Source organism: Methanofollis liminatans DSM 4140, assembly GCF_000275865.1.
In the GTDB taxonomy this organism is placed as follows: domain Archaea; phylum Halobacteriota; class Methanomicrobia; order Methanomicrobiales; family Methanofollaceae; genus Methanofollis; species Methanofollis liminatans.
In genome coordinates, this window is the sequence record NZ_CM001555.1 from 1,249,980 (window position 1) to 1,269,231 (window position 19,252).

At 58.1% G+C, this 19,252-nt stretch carries 14 protein-coding genes and 1 tRNA gene; 13 read left to right on the plus strand and 2 right to left on the minus strand.

Annotated elements, in window-relative coordinates; genetic code table 11:
- Position 1 precedes the first annotated feature (1 nt).
- From METLI_RS06335 to yaaA, 9 genes are all read left to right on the plus strand, one after another.
- Positions 2–982, plus strand: a complete 981-nt coding sequence (locus METLI_RS06335; protein WP_004038932.1) for a biotin--[acetyl-CoA-carboxylase] ligase — start codon at positions 2–4, stop codon at positions 980–982.
- A gap of 9 nt (positions 983–991) precedes the next feature.
- Positions 992–1,501, plus strand: a complete 510-nt coding sequence (locus tag METLI_RS06340; RefSeq protein WP_004038933.1) for a biotin transporter BioY — start codon at positions 992–994, stop codon at positions 1,499–1,501.
- Positions 1,498–2,181: an ATP-binding cassette domain-containing protein gene (locus METLI_RS06345; RefSeq protein ID WP_004038934.1), complete on the plus strand. Its 684-nt coding sequence runs from the start codon at positions 1,498–1,500 to the stop codon at positions 2,179–2,181. Before METLI_RS06340 ends, METLI_RS06345 begins: the two co-directional genes overlap by 4 nt.
- Positions 2,123–2,848, plus strand: a complete 726-nt coding sequence (locus tag METLI_RS06350; RefSeq protein ID WP_245529336.1) for an ATP-binding cassette domain-containing protein — start codon at positions 2,123–2,125, stop codon at positions 2,846–2,848. Before METLI_RS06345 ends, METLI_RS06350 begins: the two co-directional genes overlap by 59 nt.
- Positions 2,845–3,489, plus strand: a complete 645-nt coding sequence (locus METLI_RS06355; protein WP_004038936.1) for a hypothetical protein — start codon at positions 2,845–2,847, stop codon at positions 3,487–3,489. Before METLI_RS06350 ends, METLI_RS06355 begins: the two co-directional genes overlap by 4 nt.
- Positions 3,490–3,543: 54 nt before the next feature.
- Positions 3,544–5,289, plus strand: coding sequence for a sodium-extruding oxaloacetate decarboxylase subunit alpha (oadA, locus tag METLI_RS06360; RefSeq protein WP_004038937.1), 1,746 nt, complete (start codon positions 3,544–3,546; stop codon positions 5,287–5,289).
- A 22-nt stretch (positions 5,290–5,311) separates the two neighbouring features.
- Complete coding sequence (locus METLI_RS06365; RefSeq protein ID WP_004038938.1) at positions 5,312–6,787, plus strand: acetyl-CoA carboxylase biotin carboxylase subunit; 1,476 nt, start codon at positions 5,312–5,314, stop codon at positions 6,785–6,787.
- Positions 6,788–6,859: 72 nt separating this feature from the next.
- Positions 6,860–6,971: transfer RNA gene (locus METLI_RS06370), tRNA-Met, on the plus strand.
- A gap of 681 nt (positions 6,972–7,652) precedes the next feature.
- A complete protein-coding gene (gene yaaA, locus METLI_RS06375; protein ID WP_245529337.1) occupies positions 7,653–8,972 on the plus strand; it encodes a peroxide stress protein YaaA in 1,320 nt (439 codons plus the stop codon).
- A 42-nt stretch (positions 8,973–9,014) separates the two neighbouring features.
- Here the strand turns inward: yaaA and METLI_RS06380 are convergent, their stop codons facing one another.
- Complete coding sequence (locus tag METLI_RS06380; RefSeq protein WP_004038940.1) at positions 9,015–11,951, minus strand: tetratricopeptide repeat protein; 2,937 nt, start codon at positions 11,949–11,951, stop codon at positions 9,015–9,017.
- A 105-nt stretch (positions 11,952–12,056) separates the two neighbouring features.
- Positions 12,057–12,863: a viperin family antiviral radical SAM protein gene (locus METLI_RS06385; RefSeq protein ID WP_245529338.1), complete on the minus strand. Its 807-nt coding sequence runs from the start codon at positions 12,861–12,863 to the stop codon at positions 12,057–12,059.
- A gap of 120 nt (positions 12,864–12,983) precedes the next feature.
- Between METLI_RS06385 and METLI_RS06390 the strand changes: the two genes are divergently transcribed.
- From METLI_RS06390 to METLI_RS06405, 4 genes are all read left to right on the plus strand, one after another.
- Positions 12,984–13,763, plus strand: coding sequence for a PDDEXK family nuclease (locus METLI_RS06390; protein ID WP_004038942.1), 780 nt, complete (start codon positions 12,984–12,986; stop codon positions 13,761–13,763).
- A 75-nt stretch (positions 13,764–13,838) separates the two neighbouring features.
- On the plus strand, positions 13,839–13,967 hold the full coding sequence (locus tag METLI_RS13580) for a hypothetical protein (protein WP_004038943.1): 129 nt from the start codon (positions 13,839–13,841) through the stop codon (positions 13,965–13,967).
- Between the two features lie 844 nt (positions 13,968–14,811).
- Positions 14,812–16,107: a metallophosphoesterase family protein gene (locus tag METLI_RS06400; RefSeq protein ID WP_004038944.1), complete on the plus strand. Its 1,296-nt coding sequence runs from the start codon at positions 14,812–14,814 to the stop codon at positions 16,105–16,107.
- Positions 16,104–19,229 carry an AAA family ATPase gene (locus METLI_RS06405; protein WP_004038945.1) on the plus strand — a complete coding sequence of 1,042 codons (3,126 nt, stop codon included), beginning with the start codon at positions 16,104–16,106 and terminating at the stop codon, positions 19,227–19,229. Before METLI_RS06400 ends, METLI_RS06405 begins: the two co-directional genes overlap by 4 nt.
- Positions 19,230–19,252 lie beyond the last annotated feature (23 nt).

The following is a 19,252-nucleotide window of genomic DNA, read 5'->3' on the forward strand; positions in this document are numbered from 1 at the left end:
CATGAACGACACGATACAGCAGGTCTTCAGAATTCTTGAGTCTGCCGATGGCCCGATCACGGCCGATGAGATCAGCAGGGAGCTCGGGATCCCCAGGTCGGCGGTCTCCCATCATATCAAGGAACTCAGGGAGAGCGGCCATGATATCGAGTCCTCTCTCGATGCGGGATACCTTCTTGTCAGGAGTGCCGGCCCCATCACGCCTGAGGGGATCAAAAAAGTGCTCAGGACCTCCTTTGTCGGCGTCGACACGCGCTACTACGAGAGCGTGGGGTCCACGAACTGGGCGGCGAAGAAACTCTGCATGGAGACCGATCCCGCCCTCCTTAACGGGACCGTGGTGGTCGCCGAGGAGCAGACCGGGGGGTTCGGAAGGCTCGGGCGGGCGTGGGCCTCACCGAAAGGCGGCATCTGGGCAAGCATCATCTTAACGCCGAAGATGCCGGTGGACTCGCTCTTCATGATCATGATGGCGGCCTCGATCTCGGTGGCCCGGGCGATCAGGCGGAAATACGATCTCGGCGCCCTGATCAAGTGGCCAAACGACGTATATATCGGGGATAAAAAGGTGGCCGGGCTGCTGCTCGAACTCTCGGCCGACGGCGACGAGATCCATTACTGCCTCCTCGGCATGGGCATCGACGCAAACGTGGACGTCGGGGAACTCTCTCCGGAACTTCAAAAGAGCGTCACCTCGATCAAGGCCGAACTCGGCCACGATATCGACCGCGCCTCCCTGCTTGCCATGATCCTGCGGGAGTTTGAGAGCCGGTATATGATCGTCCAGAGCGGGGAGTACGAGCCGATCATCAGGGAGTGGAAGAGCCTCTCCCTGACGCTGGACAACCGCGTCTCGATCCGGACGGCTCGCAAGTCCTTCGAGGGCGTGGCGATCGATATCGACCAGCACGGCGCCCTGATCATCCGCAGGGACAACGGGCGCATCGAAAAAGTGATCGCAGGGGACTGTGTGCATCTGTAAGGGTTGCTGATGTACGGAGACGAGCGGCGTTCCCGGATTATCGCAGAGTCGGCAGGCTTTATCGCCCTGATTGCCGCGGGCTCGTGGGTCTCAATCCCGTTTTTCCCGGTCCCGCTCACCCTTCAGACCTTCTTTGTCCTCCTCGCCGGTGCGGTGATGAAGCGGCGGGCGGTCGTGCCGGTCGGGCTCTACGTGCTGCTCGGGGCCCTGGGCCTCCCGCTCTTCCACAACGGGACGGCGGGAATCGGTGTTCTTTTCGGGCCGACCGGGGGTTTCATTCTTGGTTTTATCGCTGCCGGCCTCGTGGCAGGAATTGCCTATGAACATCAGTCAGACCGGATCAGGATCGCGGGGCTTGCCGCCGCATCGCTTCTGATCTATCTCTTCGGGGTCTTGTGGCTCGCCCTTTCGACAGGGATGGGCATCGCGGCGGCGATCGTGATCGGCATGGTTCCCTTTCTGCCGGGCGACGCCGTCAAGGCGGCAGCGGTGTTTTATGTCGCCAGACGGTTGCAATGATCGCACTTACGGACGTTCGCCACCAGATCCTCGCCATCCCCTCCCTCATCCTTCCTGAGGGAACGACCGCGCTCATCGGCCCGAACGGCAGCGGGAAGTCCACACTGCTCTCCCTGCTTGCCGGGCTGCATCTCCCGCAGGAAGGGAGCGTCCGCTTCGACGGCCGACTGCCCAGGGAGGTCGAGATCGGATGGGTCGACGAGTTTCCTGATCAGAGCATCCTCTTCACCTGTGTTTTCGACGAGATCGCCGGACCCTCCCGGTTTGCCTGCCTTCCCTGCGGGGAGACTGAGCGGCGTGTCGGCGAGGCCGCCACCCTGGTCGGGATCGAGGGGCTGCTTACGCGGACGGTCAGGGATCTCTCCGGCGGCGAGCGGGCCCTTGTGGCCCTCGCAACCGCCTTGTCCTCCCGCCCTGAGGTGCTGGTCCTCGATGAGTTCGACTCGCACCTTGACGAAGAGACGGCAGGGGAGGTGGAACGGGCGATCGGCGCCTGCCGGTGCCCGTATGTCGTCAGGTGCACCCAGGACATGGAGGCGGCGTCCCGCGCCGATATGGTTGTCTTCCTCAAGGAAGGGTCGGTCGTCCATGCCGGTCCGCCCGCAGAGGTGTTTCTGGCACTTGAAAAGACCTGTTTCTACCCTGACCTCTGGAGGTGCGGTCGTGCAGGTGGCGCTTGAAGAGATCGCCTTCTCCCGCAGAGCGTTCACCCTCGCCTGTTCTGGTGTCTTTGAAGAGGGGATCCATCTTGTCACCGGCAGGGTGGGGAGCGGGAAGACGACGCTTGCTCTCCTCCTCGCTGGCCTTTTGCAGCCAGACGCCGGGAGCGTGCGGCGCGAGGGCGTCGGAACGATGACCCTCTCCTTCCAGAACCCCGAGTACCATGTCACCGAAGCGGCGGTCAGGGCGGAGATCGCCTCCTATGGTGCGGACCCGGACGCCGTTGCCGGACAGTGCGGTCTTGCCGGCCGTATCGACGACGACCCGTTCCACCTCTCCCGCGGCGAACTCAAGCGGCTTCATCTTGCCTGTGTCTTTGCCCGCGCATGGGATCTGCTGATCCTCGACGAGCCCTTCAGTTCGCTCGACTGCGTGCAGAAACGGCATCTCTGCCGTTGGCTGGAGGAACGCGATGCCGGCATCACCGTGATCTTCACCCATGAACGCCAGGTGCTCCCGCGGGTCGACTATATCTGGGAGGTCGCAGACGGCAGGGCGGCGTGTCTCGGCCCGGTCCCCGGGGCGATCGGCCGCTGGCGGTATGCACCGCCGTACCTGAGGCGTGCACTCGAAGATGGACGCATGCCTGCCAACATCAGGTTCGAGGACGTGAGGGAGGCGAGATGAAAGATGCACGACTGAGGGTGTTCTGCACCCTCGCCCTCTCGCTTGCCGCCTTTACCTCGGTGGCCGGGGCGGCCCTCGTATGCCTCTGGTGGACCATCTTCAGCCGGCGCCGGGAGTCCCTGCCCGCACCGAAAACCATCGCCCTCGTCGCTGTCCCCCTCGTCGTTGCCGCCGTCGCCACCGAGATCGCCTCGGGCGGCGGGTTCTCCTATCTTTTCCGGCTCTCGGCCGTATTTCTCGTGGCGTTCTGGGCATATGGCGAACGGGTGCCGGGCGAGCTGCTCGGCGCAGGGGCGTCTCTCGCCGGCAACCGCATCGGGTTCGATCTCGGTCTTGCCGGCGAGATGGGCATGGAGGCCCTCGCCTCGCTCGAAGAGGATATCGCCCGGATACGCATGGCCCTCGAGCTCAAAGGTAAAAAATGGGGTCCGGGCATGATCGTCCCCTTCGGGCGTGCGATCCTGCACGCACAGATGCGGCGGTCGGCTGAGCGCGCCGTTCTTCTGGCCGTTCGGGGATACCGGGGCGGGGGTTCGATCTGCCCCTCTTTCACCCGCACGCGAGCCGATTACGCTGCGACTGTTCTCGCAGGAATCGTTGTATTTCTCTCTTTTGTACCTCTTAGTGATGTATTTATATGATCAGAATGAAAAATTGAGAGGCTTGTGGATATTTGAGAGCCCCGAGGTATTCAGATGAGTGCTGCCAGTCCTAAACGAGTTCATATTACCGATACGACGCTCAGGGATGCCCATCAGTCGCTCATCGCCACCCGAATGAGAACAGAGGACATGCTTCCTCTGGCTCGTAAGATGGATGATGTGGGCTTCTTCTCCCTTGAGGCATGGGGCGGGGCGACCTTTGACAGTTGTATCCGCTTTCTGAACGACGACCCCTGGGATCGCCTTCGCGATCTGAAGGCCGAACTCGACAAGACGCCGATCCAGATGCTCCTGCGGGGTCAGAACCTTGTCGGCTACCGCCACTATCCGGACGATGTCGTGGAGCGGTTCGTGGACGCCGCATATAAAAACGGCGTGGATATTTTCAGGGTCTTTGACGCCCTCAACGACGTCCGGAACATGGAGAAGGCGTTTTCCAGCGTGAAAGCGGCCGGCGCCCATCTCCAGGGTACGATCTGCTATACGACGAGCCCGGTGCACACGACGGCGAAGTTCATCGAGATGGCCGAGGACCTCTCAGCCCGCGGCTGCGACTCGGTCTGCATCAAGGATATGGCCGGGCTGATCATGCCTGGAGCGGCCCGCGACCTCATCGCCGGGATCAAGGAGCGCATCGATATTCCGGTCTGTCTCCATTCCCACTCGACGAGCGGCGTGGCGCCGATGAGTTATCAGGCGGCAATAGATGCCGGCGTCGATATCCTTGACACGGCGATGTCGCCCTTCGCCCTGGGCACCTCGCAGCCGCCGACCGAGAGCGTGGTCGCATCGCTGATGGGGACCGACCGCGAGACCGGGATCGACCTGCACGCCCTTCATAAGGTCAGGGACCTCTGCGTGCGGCTGCGGGAGAAATATCAGGGGCTCCTCGACCCGATCTCAGAGCGCGTCGATTCCGACGTGCTCATCTACCAGCTGCCCGGCGGGATGATCTCGAACCTGGTCTCGCAGCTGAAAGAGCAGGACGCCCTTAACCGCCTCGAAGAGGTGTTTGTGGAGATCCCGCGGGTGCGACAGGACCTCGGTTACCCCCCGCTGGTGACCCCGACCTCCCAGATCGTCGGGACGCAGGCGGTGCTCAACGTCCTGATGGGCGGGAAGCGCTACGGCAACGTCACAAAGGAGGTCAAGGACTATGTGCGGGGGCTGTACGGACGGTCGCCGGCAGCGATCTCCGATGAGATCAGGGGGATCATCATCGGGAACGAGGACGTGATCACGGTCCGCCCGGCCGATCTCCTTGAGCCGGCCTATGAAAAGATGCGCGAGCAGGCCGAGAAGGACGGTCTTGTCCGCAAGGAGGAGGACGTCCTCACCTACATCCTCTATCCGGCGATCGCCCCGTCGTTCCTGAAAGGTGAGCGCAAGCCCGAGGGGATCCCGGAGAGAAGGGCGGCCGCCGCCACCTCCTCTGCCGATATCCCGAGCTTCATGGAGGTCGAGGTCGACGGCGAGATCTTCTCGGTCAGGATCGTCTCGGTGGAGGGGAGTGCGGTCGACTCGGGCTCCAGGGCCGCCGGGACCGAACTGCCCAGAGGGGAGATCGCAGGCGGGATCAAGTCCAACATGCAGGGGATGGTCCTCGAAGTGCGGGTGAGCCCGGGCGTGCAGGTAAAGAAGGGCGACGTCCTTCTGGTGCTTGAGGCGATGAAGATGGAGAACCCGATCTATGCCCCTGCTGACGGCAAGGTCAAGGAGATCTTCGTGGACTCCGGGGATGTCGTCCAGAACGGGGATGTCCTGATGGTGGTCGAATGATGCTCTCTCTTTCTGTGGTCCTATGAGATATTTTGAGAAGGTACTCATCGCGAATCGCGGCGAGATCGCGATCAGAGTGATGCGGGGCTGCCGCGAGCTCGGCATCGAGACGGTCGCCATCTACTCGACGCCGGACAAAAACGCCCTTCATGTGAAGTATGCGGACGAGGGGTTCTTTGTGGGCGAAGCCCCGCCGCAGAAGAGCTATCTCAACATGGAGCGGATCGTCGAGATCGCCAGAAAGTCGGGCGCCGAGGCGGTGCATCCTGGCTACGGCTTCCTTGCCGAGAACGCGAAGTTTGCGAAGATGGTCGAGGAGGAGGGGCTCACTTTCATCGGGCCGTCGTGGCGGACCATCGAGATGATGGGCTCGAAGATCGAGAGCAAGCAGAAGATGCGGGAGGCCGGTGTGCCGGTGCTGCCGGGGACGCCCGGCGGGATCGCGAGCATCGAGGAGGCGGCGCGGGTCGCAGAGGAGATCGGCTACCCGGTGATCGTGAAGGCGAGCGCCGGCGGCGGCGGGATCGGGATGCACATCGTCAACAGCCCGGAAGAACTCGAGGAGGCGATCAAAGGGAGCATGAAGATCGCCGAGTCGGCCTTCGGGGATGCGACGGTGTTCATCGAGAAGTACCTGGTGAAGCCCCGCCATATCGAGTTCCAGGTGCTCGCCGACAACTACGGCTCCACCCTGCACCTCTACGACCGCGAGTGCTCGATCCAGCGCCGCCACCAGAAACTGGTGGAGGAGGCACCGTCACCGATCATGACCGACGAACTGCGTGAGCGGATGTCGGCCTCGGCGGTGACGGTCGCAAAGGCGTCGGGCTACCGGAACGCGGGCACGGTGGAGTTTCTCTACTCGGGTGGGGAGTATTATTTCATGGAGATGAACACCCGCCTGCAGGTGGAGCACACGATCACCGAGATGATCACGGGCATCGACCTGGTGAAGCAGCAGCTCGCTATCGCCTCGGGGCAGGACCTCTCCTTCGGGCAGGAGGACGTCTCGATCCGCGGGCACGCGATTGAGTGCCGGATCAACGCCGAGGACCCGATGAACAATTTCCAGGCCGATCCTGGCAAGATCGTCCGGTACCGCTCGCCCGGAGGGCCCGGCATCCGGGTGGACTCCGGGATCCATATGGGGTATACGATCCCGCCGAACTACGATTCGATGATCTCGAAGCTCTGTGCCTGGGGTCAGACGCGGATGGAGGCGATCGAACGGATGCGCAGGGCGATCTACGAGTATGTCGTCCTGGGGGTGAAGACGACCCTGCCCCTCCACCATGCCCTGATGCACAACCGCGAGTTCGTGCAGGGCCGGACGCACACCCATTTCCTCCAGGAGGAGCATATCGCCCAGAGCCTTCGCCGCTCCCTGCGCGAGGAGGAGACCAGAATGGCCACGCTCGCCGACTCCCTGCGGCAGGGGAAGGAGATGGCGGCGATCTCCGCCGCGGTGAACGTGTACATCAACAGCCGGAAGCGCTGAAGCCCTCCGGCCACAATAACCTTTATTAGTGAATCCATCATTGTTATACTGCACTTAGGTGCAAACAACCGCGCTGCGGTGGCCTAGCTGGTTAGGGCGCCAGACTCATAGGGTTTTGAGCAAAAAACGAAGCGCCCGGATCTGAGACATCTGGAGGTCGGGGGTTCGGATCCCCCTCGCAGCACTTTTACGGCATGTTTGAGTTCCAATTTTGAATTGCGACTTTTAAAAGGCTCCATTTGATATCTTGATCTTCGGTCGAGCTATATAACTCTGTCGATGGTGGGGGTGGGGTTTGATCGGTGGCGCGCAGGGTGGTATGCCTTGAATTGATCTTAAAAAGGAAGTAGGCAGTAGCACCTTCTCACCATTCAACCGGCCAAAATCAAGGGAGATAGTTATCGGCTGAAGGAGCGGAAGAAACAAGGCCTATTCTCTCACACGATCACGCTGTGATAGGCGATAGATTTATCATAGGAGGTTGGAAAATTAATTTTGTTACTTTTGGAGGAAAGATATCCCGTTGTTGACAGGCGAGAACGTCGGGCTCGATAGGGAACATCCGCTCTCAAAACAGCATAGCGAGAACAGGATCCGTCCTCGCTTTGAGTCTCTGGTCAAGCCCTACCTCGGCGATGGCTTCCTCCCGCAGGTGACAGTCCACCCCTCGACGGGGATGGGAAGAGGTACTGGGCGTGGAAGTCAGACTCGCCAACGATCCCGTATATGTGATGAACAACAGCGAGGAGGAGTTCTAGGGCCACGGGACAACGTCGTCGCGGAAACTCTCTGTGCGGGAGACCGCGGATTACATCGCAAACCGCAGACACAACAGGACCAAACCACAGCAAGGATATGGTGAGGAATGATGCATGATGATGCCGGGACAGACACTGCCTACCGTCCCTCGGACAGCATTCTTGTCATTGGAATCTGTTCACGTACAAAAGACACCACACCCGGAAACCCGGTTTATCCCACGGACAGCGGGATTGCACGGTTCATATCCGAAGGAAAAAAGGAATTCCTCCATCTGAAACGAAACGAGCTGAAACACAACCTCAACGATATCCTCTGGGGCAAGACAAAATTCGTCTCAGAACTCGCCATGAACAGAAACCTTGTCGAAGGGCCCGATTTTGCCGGGGAAGAGATTGGAAAATATCTCCCGGCACTCCGGCGCTACCAGGGGAAATTTTACTACCAAGGCCTCGGGGGAACAGAGGTTGCGTTCGAGACAGTGTACGGATCAGGCCATCACTTTCTCATCCTTTCCGGTCTGTATGGTCTGGTCACCCCTGATGAACCCATCCAACTCTATACCTGCCCCGTTGAGATAGAATCCGTGGAAGTCCAGACGTTCTGGAGAAAAATTGATACCCTCACTCGTATCCTGCTAGACTACATTCAACAGAACAATATCAAACGAATCTTCGACCTCAGCGGGAGACAGATCTACCGTGACCTGATCAACTGGGACTATGTACAGAAGAAATGTGGAGTCACGGTTCTCCACTGTCACTGCGAGGATGCTGCCGGTGACCCGGCCCTGGGAGACCTCGGCAGAGTCGCCAGGGAATACCTGTTTAAACAATCTGAAAAAAATCTCCTCGCTCTTTCCCCCGAAACACCCGTCAGATTCGACTGGGGGGAATGCACCTTCTCAGAAAGTGCAGATCCCCCACGGTACTATGCACATGAATCACCCCCTGGTATGCCGTTCGGTGACAGTTCAGAAGAGGACATCCAGAAGATCAGGGATTATATTAACTATCGACTCGACGAGTTCGAAAAACATCTTGTCAAATACCTCAAGGAAAAACAGGAACAACACAGAGATCTGATATATTCACTCGACATCGACAGGAGAAAAGCGGCAGAGATCCGGAAAAAAGCATACCTCAAGGAATTTCCCATGGAAGACAGTCTCGATCTCACCCTGATCGATTACCTTGAATATGGGGACTACCGTCAGATCATAAATGCCCGCTGGACCGTCTTCAGGCAGGATTTCGGGAAGCAGGATCGGTTTAATGAACGTTTTGAACAGATACGAAAACTCAGAAACAACATAAAGCACAACAATCCGGTCCCTCTCTCTGACCTCAAAGAGGGGGAGGCGCACCTCCTCTTCTTTGCCTCAGCATTTGACCGATACTGGAAAGTGAACCGACACCCTCGCTGAGATGGAAATCCGGAAAATGTATATGTACACAAAGGGGTGAAATCATCCGCCCCTTCCATAAACAATCCCGATCACCTCATTGATCACCCCCACCATCTCCCCCCTCTTCTCCATCACCTCGTCCCTGCTGTAGAACGAGATATGGGCGGCCCCGTTCCGCTCCAGCGAGAGCGTCCTGCAAAGATCGCCGATCCGCCCGATCACCTCCTCTGAATATCCCCTCTCCTCCATCAGGTCCCTGAACGCCCGGGTCACCGGGTTGTGAACTCTATTTCTGATATCTGAGACCTGGTTTGCCCACTGCCCCAGAGAAAGCGATTTCTCTGCATTGCCGAGCACCGCCTTCAGCGTGAACGGCAGCGCAGGAACCTTCTTTGATCCATCCCAGAAACGCCCCTCAACCCCTGACCCCGGCGCCGGGCAGAACCGTTCATCCTGCCTGATCCGCTCCCGCACCGGGCGGAGGACCTCCTCGTACAGCATCTTCTCCACCCCCTTCCCGTACTGGACCACCACCGGCCCGATATCATAGGACGCCCGTTCAGGCCCGGTAAACACGCTGTACAGAAGCCAGTCGCCGGTCCTGAAGACCGACCGCACCTCCTCGGAATTGATCCGCGGCAGGGCGATCACATGGGCGGCAAGTCCGGCGATCTCCTCCTCCATCTTCCGATAATCTGTATTTTCAGGATCGAGATCTCGCGCCCTTTTGAGGGCGGTGAGCGCCCTTTCGTACTCCATCAGGGCGGCATGACACTGTGCCATCCCTGCATAAGCCACCGACAACACCGGGTCATCTTCCACCGCGCGGGCATACCACTCGCACGCCTCCCGGGGATCCCCTTCCACAACATATGACCCTGCAATCAGGGTGAAGACCGCCGCCCGTTCCGGTCCGGCACCCTCACGCCCCGCGGCCTCCTGGAGCCAGACTCTCGCCTCCTCGCTCAGGCTGTCCTGGAGATATGCCTCCCCGATGAACCGGGCCGGGTCTCCCGGCAGGCCCAGCGCAGAAAACTCTCCGGCAAATTCCTCCAAGAACCGCGCCGAAAGACCCGGGTCTCCCCATCCCACTGTCTCGTAGATGATCGGCTTGATAACCTCGATATAATCATATCCCGGGAGTTTCCGCCCGCGTATCCCCGCAGATCTGAGGGCCAGGCGGATCGCCCCGGAGACCTCGCCGTCAACATCCCCAGACGTATGAGCCTTCAGCAGGGCGAGGGAGATCCAGGAGAACACCTTTGTATACGAATCCTCATGGGACAACTCCGCGGCCTTCTGCAGGAGATCGATCGCCTCCACACTCCTGCCGAAATGCCTGCAGAGGGTAGATTTTTCTGTATATCTTTCCGGCGTCGGACGAACTGCAAGGAGGCGGTCGATCCAGTGCATGGCATCCCCATACTGGAACGAAAGCATGGCAGTCTTCAGCCTCTGTCTGTATTTCTCCTCCCGCTCTCTCAGCTCGATCCCGCGGATCGTCCGGAAGTCCGGTTCATCCAGAGTCAGGGCAAATATTTCAAGCCTCTCTAGGGCGACGCGGAGGTGCGGATCATCAGGATCAGCCAGAGGCATATACTCAGTCAGGTGCTCATATTCGAGGGCATACTCGCCGGTCCGCCGACATGCCTCTGCAAGATTGTACTCCACCGAACCCCGGATCTCTGCCGGGAAGTGTCCGGCATCGGCGGCGATCCTGGCAACCTCCCGCCTGAACTGCTCGCAGTTACCGAGATGATGCCGCATCTCCGCGCAGTTCTTCCGCTCGACAAACTCCTTGTGCTGGCGCATCCCGGGCTCCAGTTTTTTTGTCAGTTTCAGCGCAATCTCGTACCATTTCAGGGCAGAACGGTAGTCCTCGTATTCCCGGTACGCCGTCGCAATGTCGTCTGCGAGAACATACTTCTCCTTCCCCTTCTTCTCACGCGAGAAGAGGTATTCCCCGACCTTTGCTGCGTGCTCGTAGAACCCGGCATAAAACAACCGGGTCATCTGCACGAGGTGAAGATGCGCCTCAGGGGAGCATTGCGCAAGGTCAGAGAGGTACTGCTCACCGATAGAAAACGGGTAATTGCCGTTGAGGACCCTGACCTTCTCATCGTGTGAAAGGGACAGAAACCATTCATATGCCGTGATCGTGGCGCTGTCCGTCTCAAACTTCCAGAGTTCGCGGGCCGCCTCAACGTCCGGATGAGGATCAGCGACGCTCCTCCCGAATAGCGCCCTCTCAAGGATCGCCTGGAACGGCAGGTTCAGACCGACGCACTCCATCAGGGACTGATCAGGCAACTGGGGGTCGCCGGATGCAGAAAACCTCCCCCTGAACCTGAGGTTCTGCACCACGAACCTGTTTGCTGCATGGAAAATATCGGCCGTAGATCCCGCCGCCGGAAAGAGCGTATCGTCCACGCCCATACCTGGACCATAGTAAAGTCCGCTCCCCTGATCGCTCATCTGCCTGCGGATCGCAAGGATCTCAAGATCGTTCTCGACCTCCCCCTCCGCCGCCTCAAGCCGCGCCTGCAGGTATCTGAGCTTGCTCTCCCTCTCCCGCCTGATACGATCGCTGGTATAACTGGAGACCAGGGAAGGGTTCTGAGAAAACTGCATGACCTCTTCGAGGGGATTTCCCCCGTTTTCAACGGCCCTCTCCATCACCTCAAAAAGACCCTTGGGCCCGGGCAGATCTGGATCAGAATACGCTATTTTTGCCGTCTCACCAAAGATCAGGAGAATCGTCTGCCTGACACGCTCCAGGACAGCAGGACTCTCCCGCACTCTCTCGAGCACGTACTTCGCGAACCCTGGATCGCGCTTCAGTCTCACCAGCATCAGGTTATCCAGGGCATGATCGATGAACCGGTCGCGCTTCTCCTCATGCGAGAGATCCTGCACCGAACAGAGAAACTCCCTGTCCGCCCGGACAGCATACGACTCCCAGAGAAAATCACGGACCGGAGATATATTGATCGTCATATCTCCATCAACAACGTCTGTTCTCATAAAGCAATCGAATAAACTTCCTGATACGAAAAAAAGGATCTCATATCCTTTAAAATCCCGGATCACTCAAAAAACGTATCACCATGCATATACCCCTCCCCTCCTGAGGTACTGCCCCTCATCAACATATGCAAAAACCCCGGACCCCAGCACCTCATCCAGGGAATATTTCCTGATCACCCGCCCTGTGTCGGTCTTCACGCGTCCCCCCGGCGTGACCATGAAATACGACCCCTCGATCATCGCCGAGGACTCAAACACCGGCAGGACACCGCCGCGCAGGATGACACCCGCGTGACGGTCAGCAAAAGCCCGGAACTCCGCGTCGGTCACCGAGAGATCGGCCACCGCCCCATCATTCTCCCCCCTGATATGGAGCATCTGCAGCACCTTCCAGCGGTCGGGATCGGTCCTCCTGACGAACCCGGTCATATCCTCATCCCGGGAAAGGGCGGTGACCGTCGTATTGATCTTCAATCTGATCCCGGTTTCCCTGATTGCATCGGAGAGACGGATACAGTGACCGACGTGCTGACCGTCTCCGCGGCCCAGGCGCGCCTCAGTCTCCTCGGAGGCCGAATCCACCGAGAGGGCGATCCAGTCGATATACCCCCTGTGCGTCCTGACCAGTTCAGGTGTCAGCCGCGACCCGTTTGTCGTGATTGAGACAGTCATCCCCAGATCATGAGCAACCCGGCAGTATTCGAAGAGCTGCGGGTGGAGCAGGGGTTCCCCGCCGGCAAAATTGATCTTCTCCATCCCTGCACCGACAAGACGGGTGAGGATCCTGCATCCTTCAGAGAAAGAAACTGGAGTTTCCCCGAGGTTCCGTGCAAAACAGAACCTGCACGAGTAGTTGCAGGCAGAGATCAGATGCCAGTTCACAGACCGGATCGTAGACGGTGTGGGCATATACAGTGATCCTATCGGGAAAACCATCAGATTAATCCGAAATTGTTTCAAAAATCGGAAACAATTTATCTCTGCCCGTGCCTTGTTCAGGATATGCCCGAACCGCACCTCCTCTTCATCAGCGCAGGGGAGCACGTCCACGAGACCCTCCCTGCCTGCATCAAAAACCTCAAAGAGATCACCCACGCCATCGTCGTTGTGGAGGAAAGCGTCTATCATGACCTCCCCGTGGACGCAGTGCAGATGAAGACGGTAAAACCCCTTATCAGGGAGGCGATCCAGGGCGTAAAGGCGATCTGCGACTCGATGAACATCGCCTTCAGCGAGATCAGGACAGAAGACACCCGGATCAACGCGATCCGTGACGCCGTCCTCGCCGTCACCCGCCAGCACCCCGCGGCGCGCATCTCCTTCAACCTGAGCGGCGGGACAAAGATGCTCTCCCTCTCCCTCTTCATCATGGCGCTCTGGCTCGATGCAGAGGTCTACCTGACACCGAAGAACGACCAGATCGAACAGATCCTCATTCCCCAGATGCATCTCGACGATATCAGGAGAAACCCCAACTATCCAAAGGCCCTTGAAATCATCTCCACCGCTTCAGGGAGGTGGGTGACCCGCCAGGATTTTGCCATAGAGATGGAAAAAAACTACAAACCTTCCCGCTTCCCCGGCGATGAAAAAACAAAAAGGATACCGAACCGCGGGACCATCACAAGGATCCTCCAGCAACTGATCGACTGGGATCTTGTCGAGGAGTCGTTCTGTGACAGGAGCAAAAAGGCGAAACAGTACTGCCTGACGCCCCACGGCGAATTTGCACAGAAGATACTCAGGTTCGAAGGCGGAACCGATGCGCCCGAGCACAAATAGTTGCAGAGTTTGGAAACAATTTCCAGATACCTTCACCAGAAACCCCTTCCAATCCTCAATAAAGGAGGTGAACAGATGGGAAAGAAAGGTTCCATGCCCCTCGGTGCGGCAAGCCGGATCCAGGCCGCGGCCGACCGGAGCGGCACCAACCAGGGCTTCAAGTCCCGGGCGATGTCGTCGGCTGCAAAGAACAGCAAGAAATAACTCTTTTTTTGGAAGGATTGATCCAAATTTATGTTTCTCAATTTTTCAAGTGTTTTTTGTGGAAATACAATCTTTAGCTCTCTCATCATCCTCAATTTGGAGAAGCGGGACATCGTGAAGTCAGTACTCAACAAGTGTGAAACTTCGATAAGCAGAGGGCCAATCGAAATTTCCCTCTCTGTCTTTTCTAATATCAGATCCGAATCAAAACCCACTATTTATCCTCCCTCAATTTATCTGCACCCCCCCAGCCAAACACCAATCAATGGAGCTCCAATAATGCCTTCATCTGGCTTGAACCCCAAGCAAATGGAGGAGGTGACCTGATAGGGCAGGTGACTCGTATTCGCAGGCATTGACTCAAGAAATACCGGGGTGATCACCGAGGCAGGATGAGACGTTTGTGATTTGGATTTTTTCTCTCAAGGATATCACGGAAAAAGCGTTTGTGTCAATTAGAACCACTATGAAGGTAACAAATACACAGGTTCCAGCAGTATGGAAAAGGCATCGGATCGGCTTTCACTCGCGCGATCAAGGAGGATACCTCGAGCTGGGCATGATGGGTTCAACAAAGCCCTATATTTTATAATCCTGAGCCTATTCCCAAAACAGGAGATAAATCCTTTTTTATTTCCTGCCAACCTCGATTTAATCTCAACTAGAAAAATGTGGTCTCCGACCTAGAATCAGTTCCCTTCCTCCTTCTGATGATCCGATTTCCATTGGGATCCATGCCTTCAAAAAGATCCTTATCGCTACTCTTCGTCCGTTACAGAAATAAAAACGTTTTTCATGCCTTACGCCAAGCATCCACCTACGAACAGCGAATTTGAGGCATAACATGACACAACCCCCGAAAAAAACCCGAAAAATATCTCCAGACACCCTAACCTTCATCCACACTGCAGATCTCCACCTCGGCAGCCCCCTCACCGGCATCAGGGCGATGGACGAGAGCATGGCCGAAAAACTCATCCAGGCATCGTACTGTGCCTTCGACCGGATCGTTGACCTGGCGATCAGGGACGAGGTCGATTTCGTCCTGATCGCAGGCGACCTCTACGACAGCCAGAGGCAGCAGATCTACGAACAGCTCAAACTCCTCCACGCCCTTGAGAGACTCAATGGCCACGGCATCATGGTCTACATCGTCTGCGGCAACCATGATCCACACAGCGCCTGGTCACGGTCCATTCGGTGGCCGGGAAACGTCCATATTATGGCAGATGACAGGCCCGAGGTCGTCTTCTTCGAAAAAGATGGAGAAAAAAAGGCGGCCATTGTGGGGGTGAGTTATCCGCGCTCTTCTGTCCTTGAGAATCTCGCCACAACATTCCCGGAGAAAGAATCAGGCTGGCCCTTCACGATCGGCCTCCTCCACGCCACTCTCGGCAGCACCAGCGAGCATGTTTCCTACGCCCCCTGCTCAGAGGAAAACCTGACTGCCACTGGCTATGACTACTGGGCCCTCGGCCACATCCACAAACCTGCGATCGTCCGCCAGGCTGATCCGACCATAGTCTACCCGGGTATCCCGCAGGGACGCGACATTGGCGAGTCCGGTCCGAGGGGGTGCTACCATGTTGCGGTCAGGTCAGACGGCACCATCGAGCCTACCTTTGTTGAAACCGCGGAGATCTGCTGGGAAACTGCAACCCTCTCTATCGACGGTATCGACACCCTCAGTGATCTTGACGTTGCAATCCTGGACACTCTCGACGATATACAGGAGACGAGAACTGGCAGTCAGGTTTGCTGCCGCCTCACCCTCACTGGACGGGGGGAGGTCCACCGTGATCTCAGCAGGGTGAAGGGAGCGATTGACGACCTTGCTGACCATCTCAGGGAGGTCGGATCAGAGGTGTACATCGACCGGATCATCGACCAGACGGCCCTCCCTATCGACCGGGAAGCGCTTGTCCGGCGGGAGGATCTTATTGGCGACATTCTCCGGATCTCTGACAATCTCCAGCAGGACCCGAAGGCCGCGGAGACTTTCGTGCCTCTCTTCAAGGATCTGTTCTCTGATAAGAGGGGGAAGAAATGCGATCCTATCAGTCCAGAGGAGATCCCTGACCTGATCAGGGAGGCCGAAACCTATCTCCTCGACCTGCTGCAGCCGGAGGAGAGGGTATGAAGATCGAGGAGATTTACATCGACGGCTTCGGCCACTTTCACAATGCGAAGATAGAATCGCTGTCCCCTCACCTGACTGTCATTACAGGGCCCAACGAGGCGGGTAAATCAACTCTGCTTGAGTTCATCCGCAGGATGTTCTTCGGGTTTAAAAAACAGGGTCCGAACACCTACCCGCCTCTGAACGGGGGTGATATGGGAGGGAGGCTGCGACTGACCACGCCTGACGAGGAGGCTGTGCTCCTTGAACGATCTGAAAAGCGTGCCGAACCCTCGCTCTTCTCAGTCGACGGAGGCCCTGCCGGCTGTACCCTGCCCGACCTCATTGGCACGGCCGACCGGCAGTTCTTCGAGAATGTCTATGCCTTCGGCCTCGGTGAACTGAGTGACTTCAAGAGTCTCTCTGCTGGATCGATCCAGAGCAGGGTGATGAGTGCCGGGATCGGGATCACCAGAGGCTCTATCGCCGACGTCCAGACCCAGGTCCAGAAGGACTGTGATGCACTCTTCAAACCTGGAAGGGCCTGGAAAGATATCAGGATCAAGGAGATCTTCTCAGAGATCACCGACCTGGAGAAGGACCTGCGCCAGTGCACCGGGACGCAGGAGGAATACGACCATCTCCAGTTCGAGTTGAAAGAATTGGAAAGCACTCTTGCAGACCTGAAAGACGAGGAGAAGACGCTCAGGAAGAAGATGCAGGACGCCTCAAACCTGCTCTCTGTCTGGGACGAATGGGTTGCCTATACCGAGACGAAGAAACGTCTGTCCGATCTCCCTGAGGTCGTTCCTGTCCCTGATGACGGTGTCCAGACCCTCAGGGGTCTCACCGAGAAGGCCGGGGAACTGGAGGAGGAACTGAAAGCGTGCCGCCGTGACCTCCAGCAGGCTGCCCAGAGCCTCGCAGGGTGCACTGTCGACGAGGTAGTCTGTGCTCACGCCGACAGGATCCATGACCTGGAGAACGGCCTGAAGAAGTATCTCGCCGATCTGGACGCTTACAACGAGGCCGTCCGGGAGACGGAGAAACTCACACAGGAGGTTGACGCCCTCGCCAGCCAGGTCGGCCTGCAGGGTGAGGGCCTCGCTTCTTTCGATGTTTCTGCCCGGACCCGTCAGCAGGTCGAAGATTTCCGGACCCATTTCTCCGACCTCAACGAGGAGGCCAGAACCCAGACGTCTGAGGGAATTCGCCTTGACGGGGAGAAGAGAGGGGTGCAGGCCAAGATACAGACAGACGAGGCGGCTCTCTCCGCCCTCTCCGTCACCGGAACCCTGGAGGAGGTACAGAAGAAAAGAGCGGCCCTCGACGATCTGAGTGTCGAGGTTCCGGCCTGGTCGAAGGCGAAGGATGAACTCGACCGTCTCATCGAGAAGGAGGCCGAGATCGGGACACGGCTGAAACAGGACGCGGCAGCCCGCGGGGTCTCTCTTCCCCGCTGGCCGGCCCTGGTGATCATGGCGGCAGGTGTGGTTGCTCTTGCCGGCGGGGTGATGATGGACTCCCTCATCATCGGCAGCGGCCTCTTCCTCCTGATGCTGGTGATTGCCGGGATTTATCTTCGGGGTGTCACACGAGAAACACCTGTCGACATTCCAGCAGGCGATGAAGTTCTGGACATGGCCAGAGTACGGCAGGTAAAGGAGACGGATCTTGCCGAACGGGAGTTGGCGCTCAGGAATAAGGCAAAAGAATGCGGATTCTCTACCATTCCCGATCTCTCCGCGATCAATACCATGCGATCCAAGCTGGACGGCGAGGTGCACACCCTCCAGGAGAGGGAGAGGCTGGAGAAGGCCCTGCAGGTTTCTCGCAAGACGTGCACCGGTCTTGCCGCAGACCTCGAACGCGTACAGACCGCCCTTGCCGCGAATGCGCAAGAGAAAAAGAAGGTTGGGGAGGAGTGGCAGGCATGGCTGCATGCCGTCTCTCTCGACATCTCGCTCACACCTGAAGTCGTCCTTGATATCATTCCCAAAATCGAGAAGGCGCAGGACAGGATCAGGGCGCGGGATGAGGCCGGGATCAGGTGTGCCAACCTGAAGGAGACGATTGCAGCGTATGATACGGCGGCGGCGGGGGTTGCTGTCGCAATCGGGGCAGACCCTGCCCCCTCGGTCGAGGTGCAGGTGCAAAACGCGGTGGCATTCCTCAAGGAGCAGAGTGAGCGCAAGATGCAGTATGAGAACCTGGTAAGGGAGCACACCAGGATCCAGAAGGAAGAGGCGGCGATCGTTGGAAGACAGGGTGAAATAGCCAGAAAACGGGCTGATCTCTTTTCCCAGGCATCTGTGATCGACGAGGAGATGTTCCGGAAACATGCCCAGATACAGGAGGAGAGGATCAGACTCGCAAAAGAGGAGGCAGAGGCCGAACTCCGCCTGAAGAAGGCGGCGGGAGGAGACCGGGCTTTCCCTGCCTTTGTCACGCACCTGGAGAGCAACGAACGCGCCGACCTTGTAGAAACGGTAGAAGAGTGCAGGCAGCGCTTGGATGAGATCGCACCTGAAGGGGAGGGGAAGAGGGAAAGGCGCGGCCGTCTCCTGAAAGAGATAGAAGAACTCGAAGGCGACAACCATACTGCCGCCTACGAAGCGAGATTGCGGTTTCTCCACGAAGACCTCACCGAAACCTCCCGTGCCTGGGCAGTCAGGGTGATCGCGGGCCACCTCCTCCACCAGGCGATCGAGAAGTACGAGAAGGAACGCCAGCCGGCGGTCATCCTGGAGGCGACCAGGTATTTCAGCGGGATCACCGGTGGGCGCTACCAGAAGATCTACCGGCCGATCGATGCCGATGCTGTCGTCGTTGAAGAGGGGAGTGGAAAAAGGAAGGAGATCACCGACCTGAGTCTTGGGACTGCGCAGCAGCTCTACCTCGCACTGCGGTTCGGTTATATCACCGAGTTCGGCAAGCACGATGCTACTCTCCCTGCCGTCTTCGACGACGTGCTGGTGAATTTCGACCCAGCGAGGAAGAAGATGGGGTGCCAGGCGATCGCCGACCTGGCCGGGAAGACGCAGGTTCTCTACTTTACCTGTCACCCGGAGACGGTCGCCCTTCTCACGGAGGCGCGGCCTGATGCACGGGTCATCGACCTTGGCGAGGTCGGCGGGAATTGAGAGGCCATCGGCTTTGTTGAATC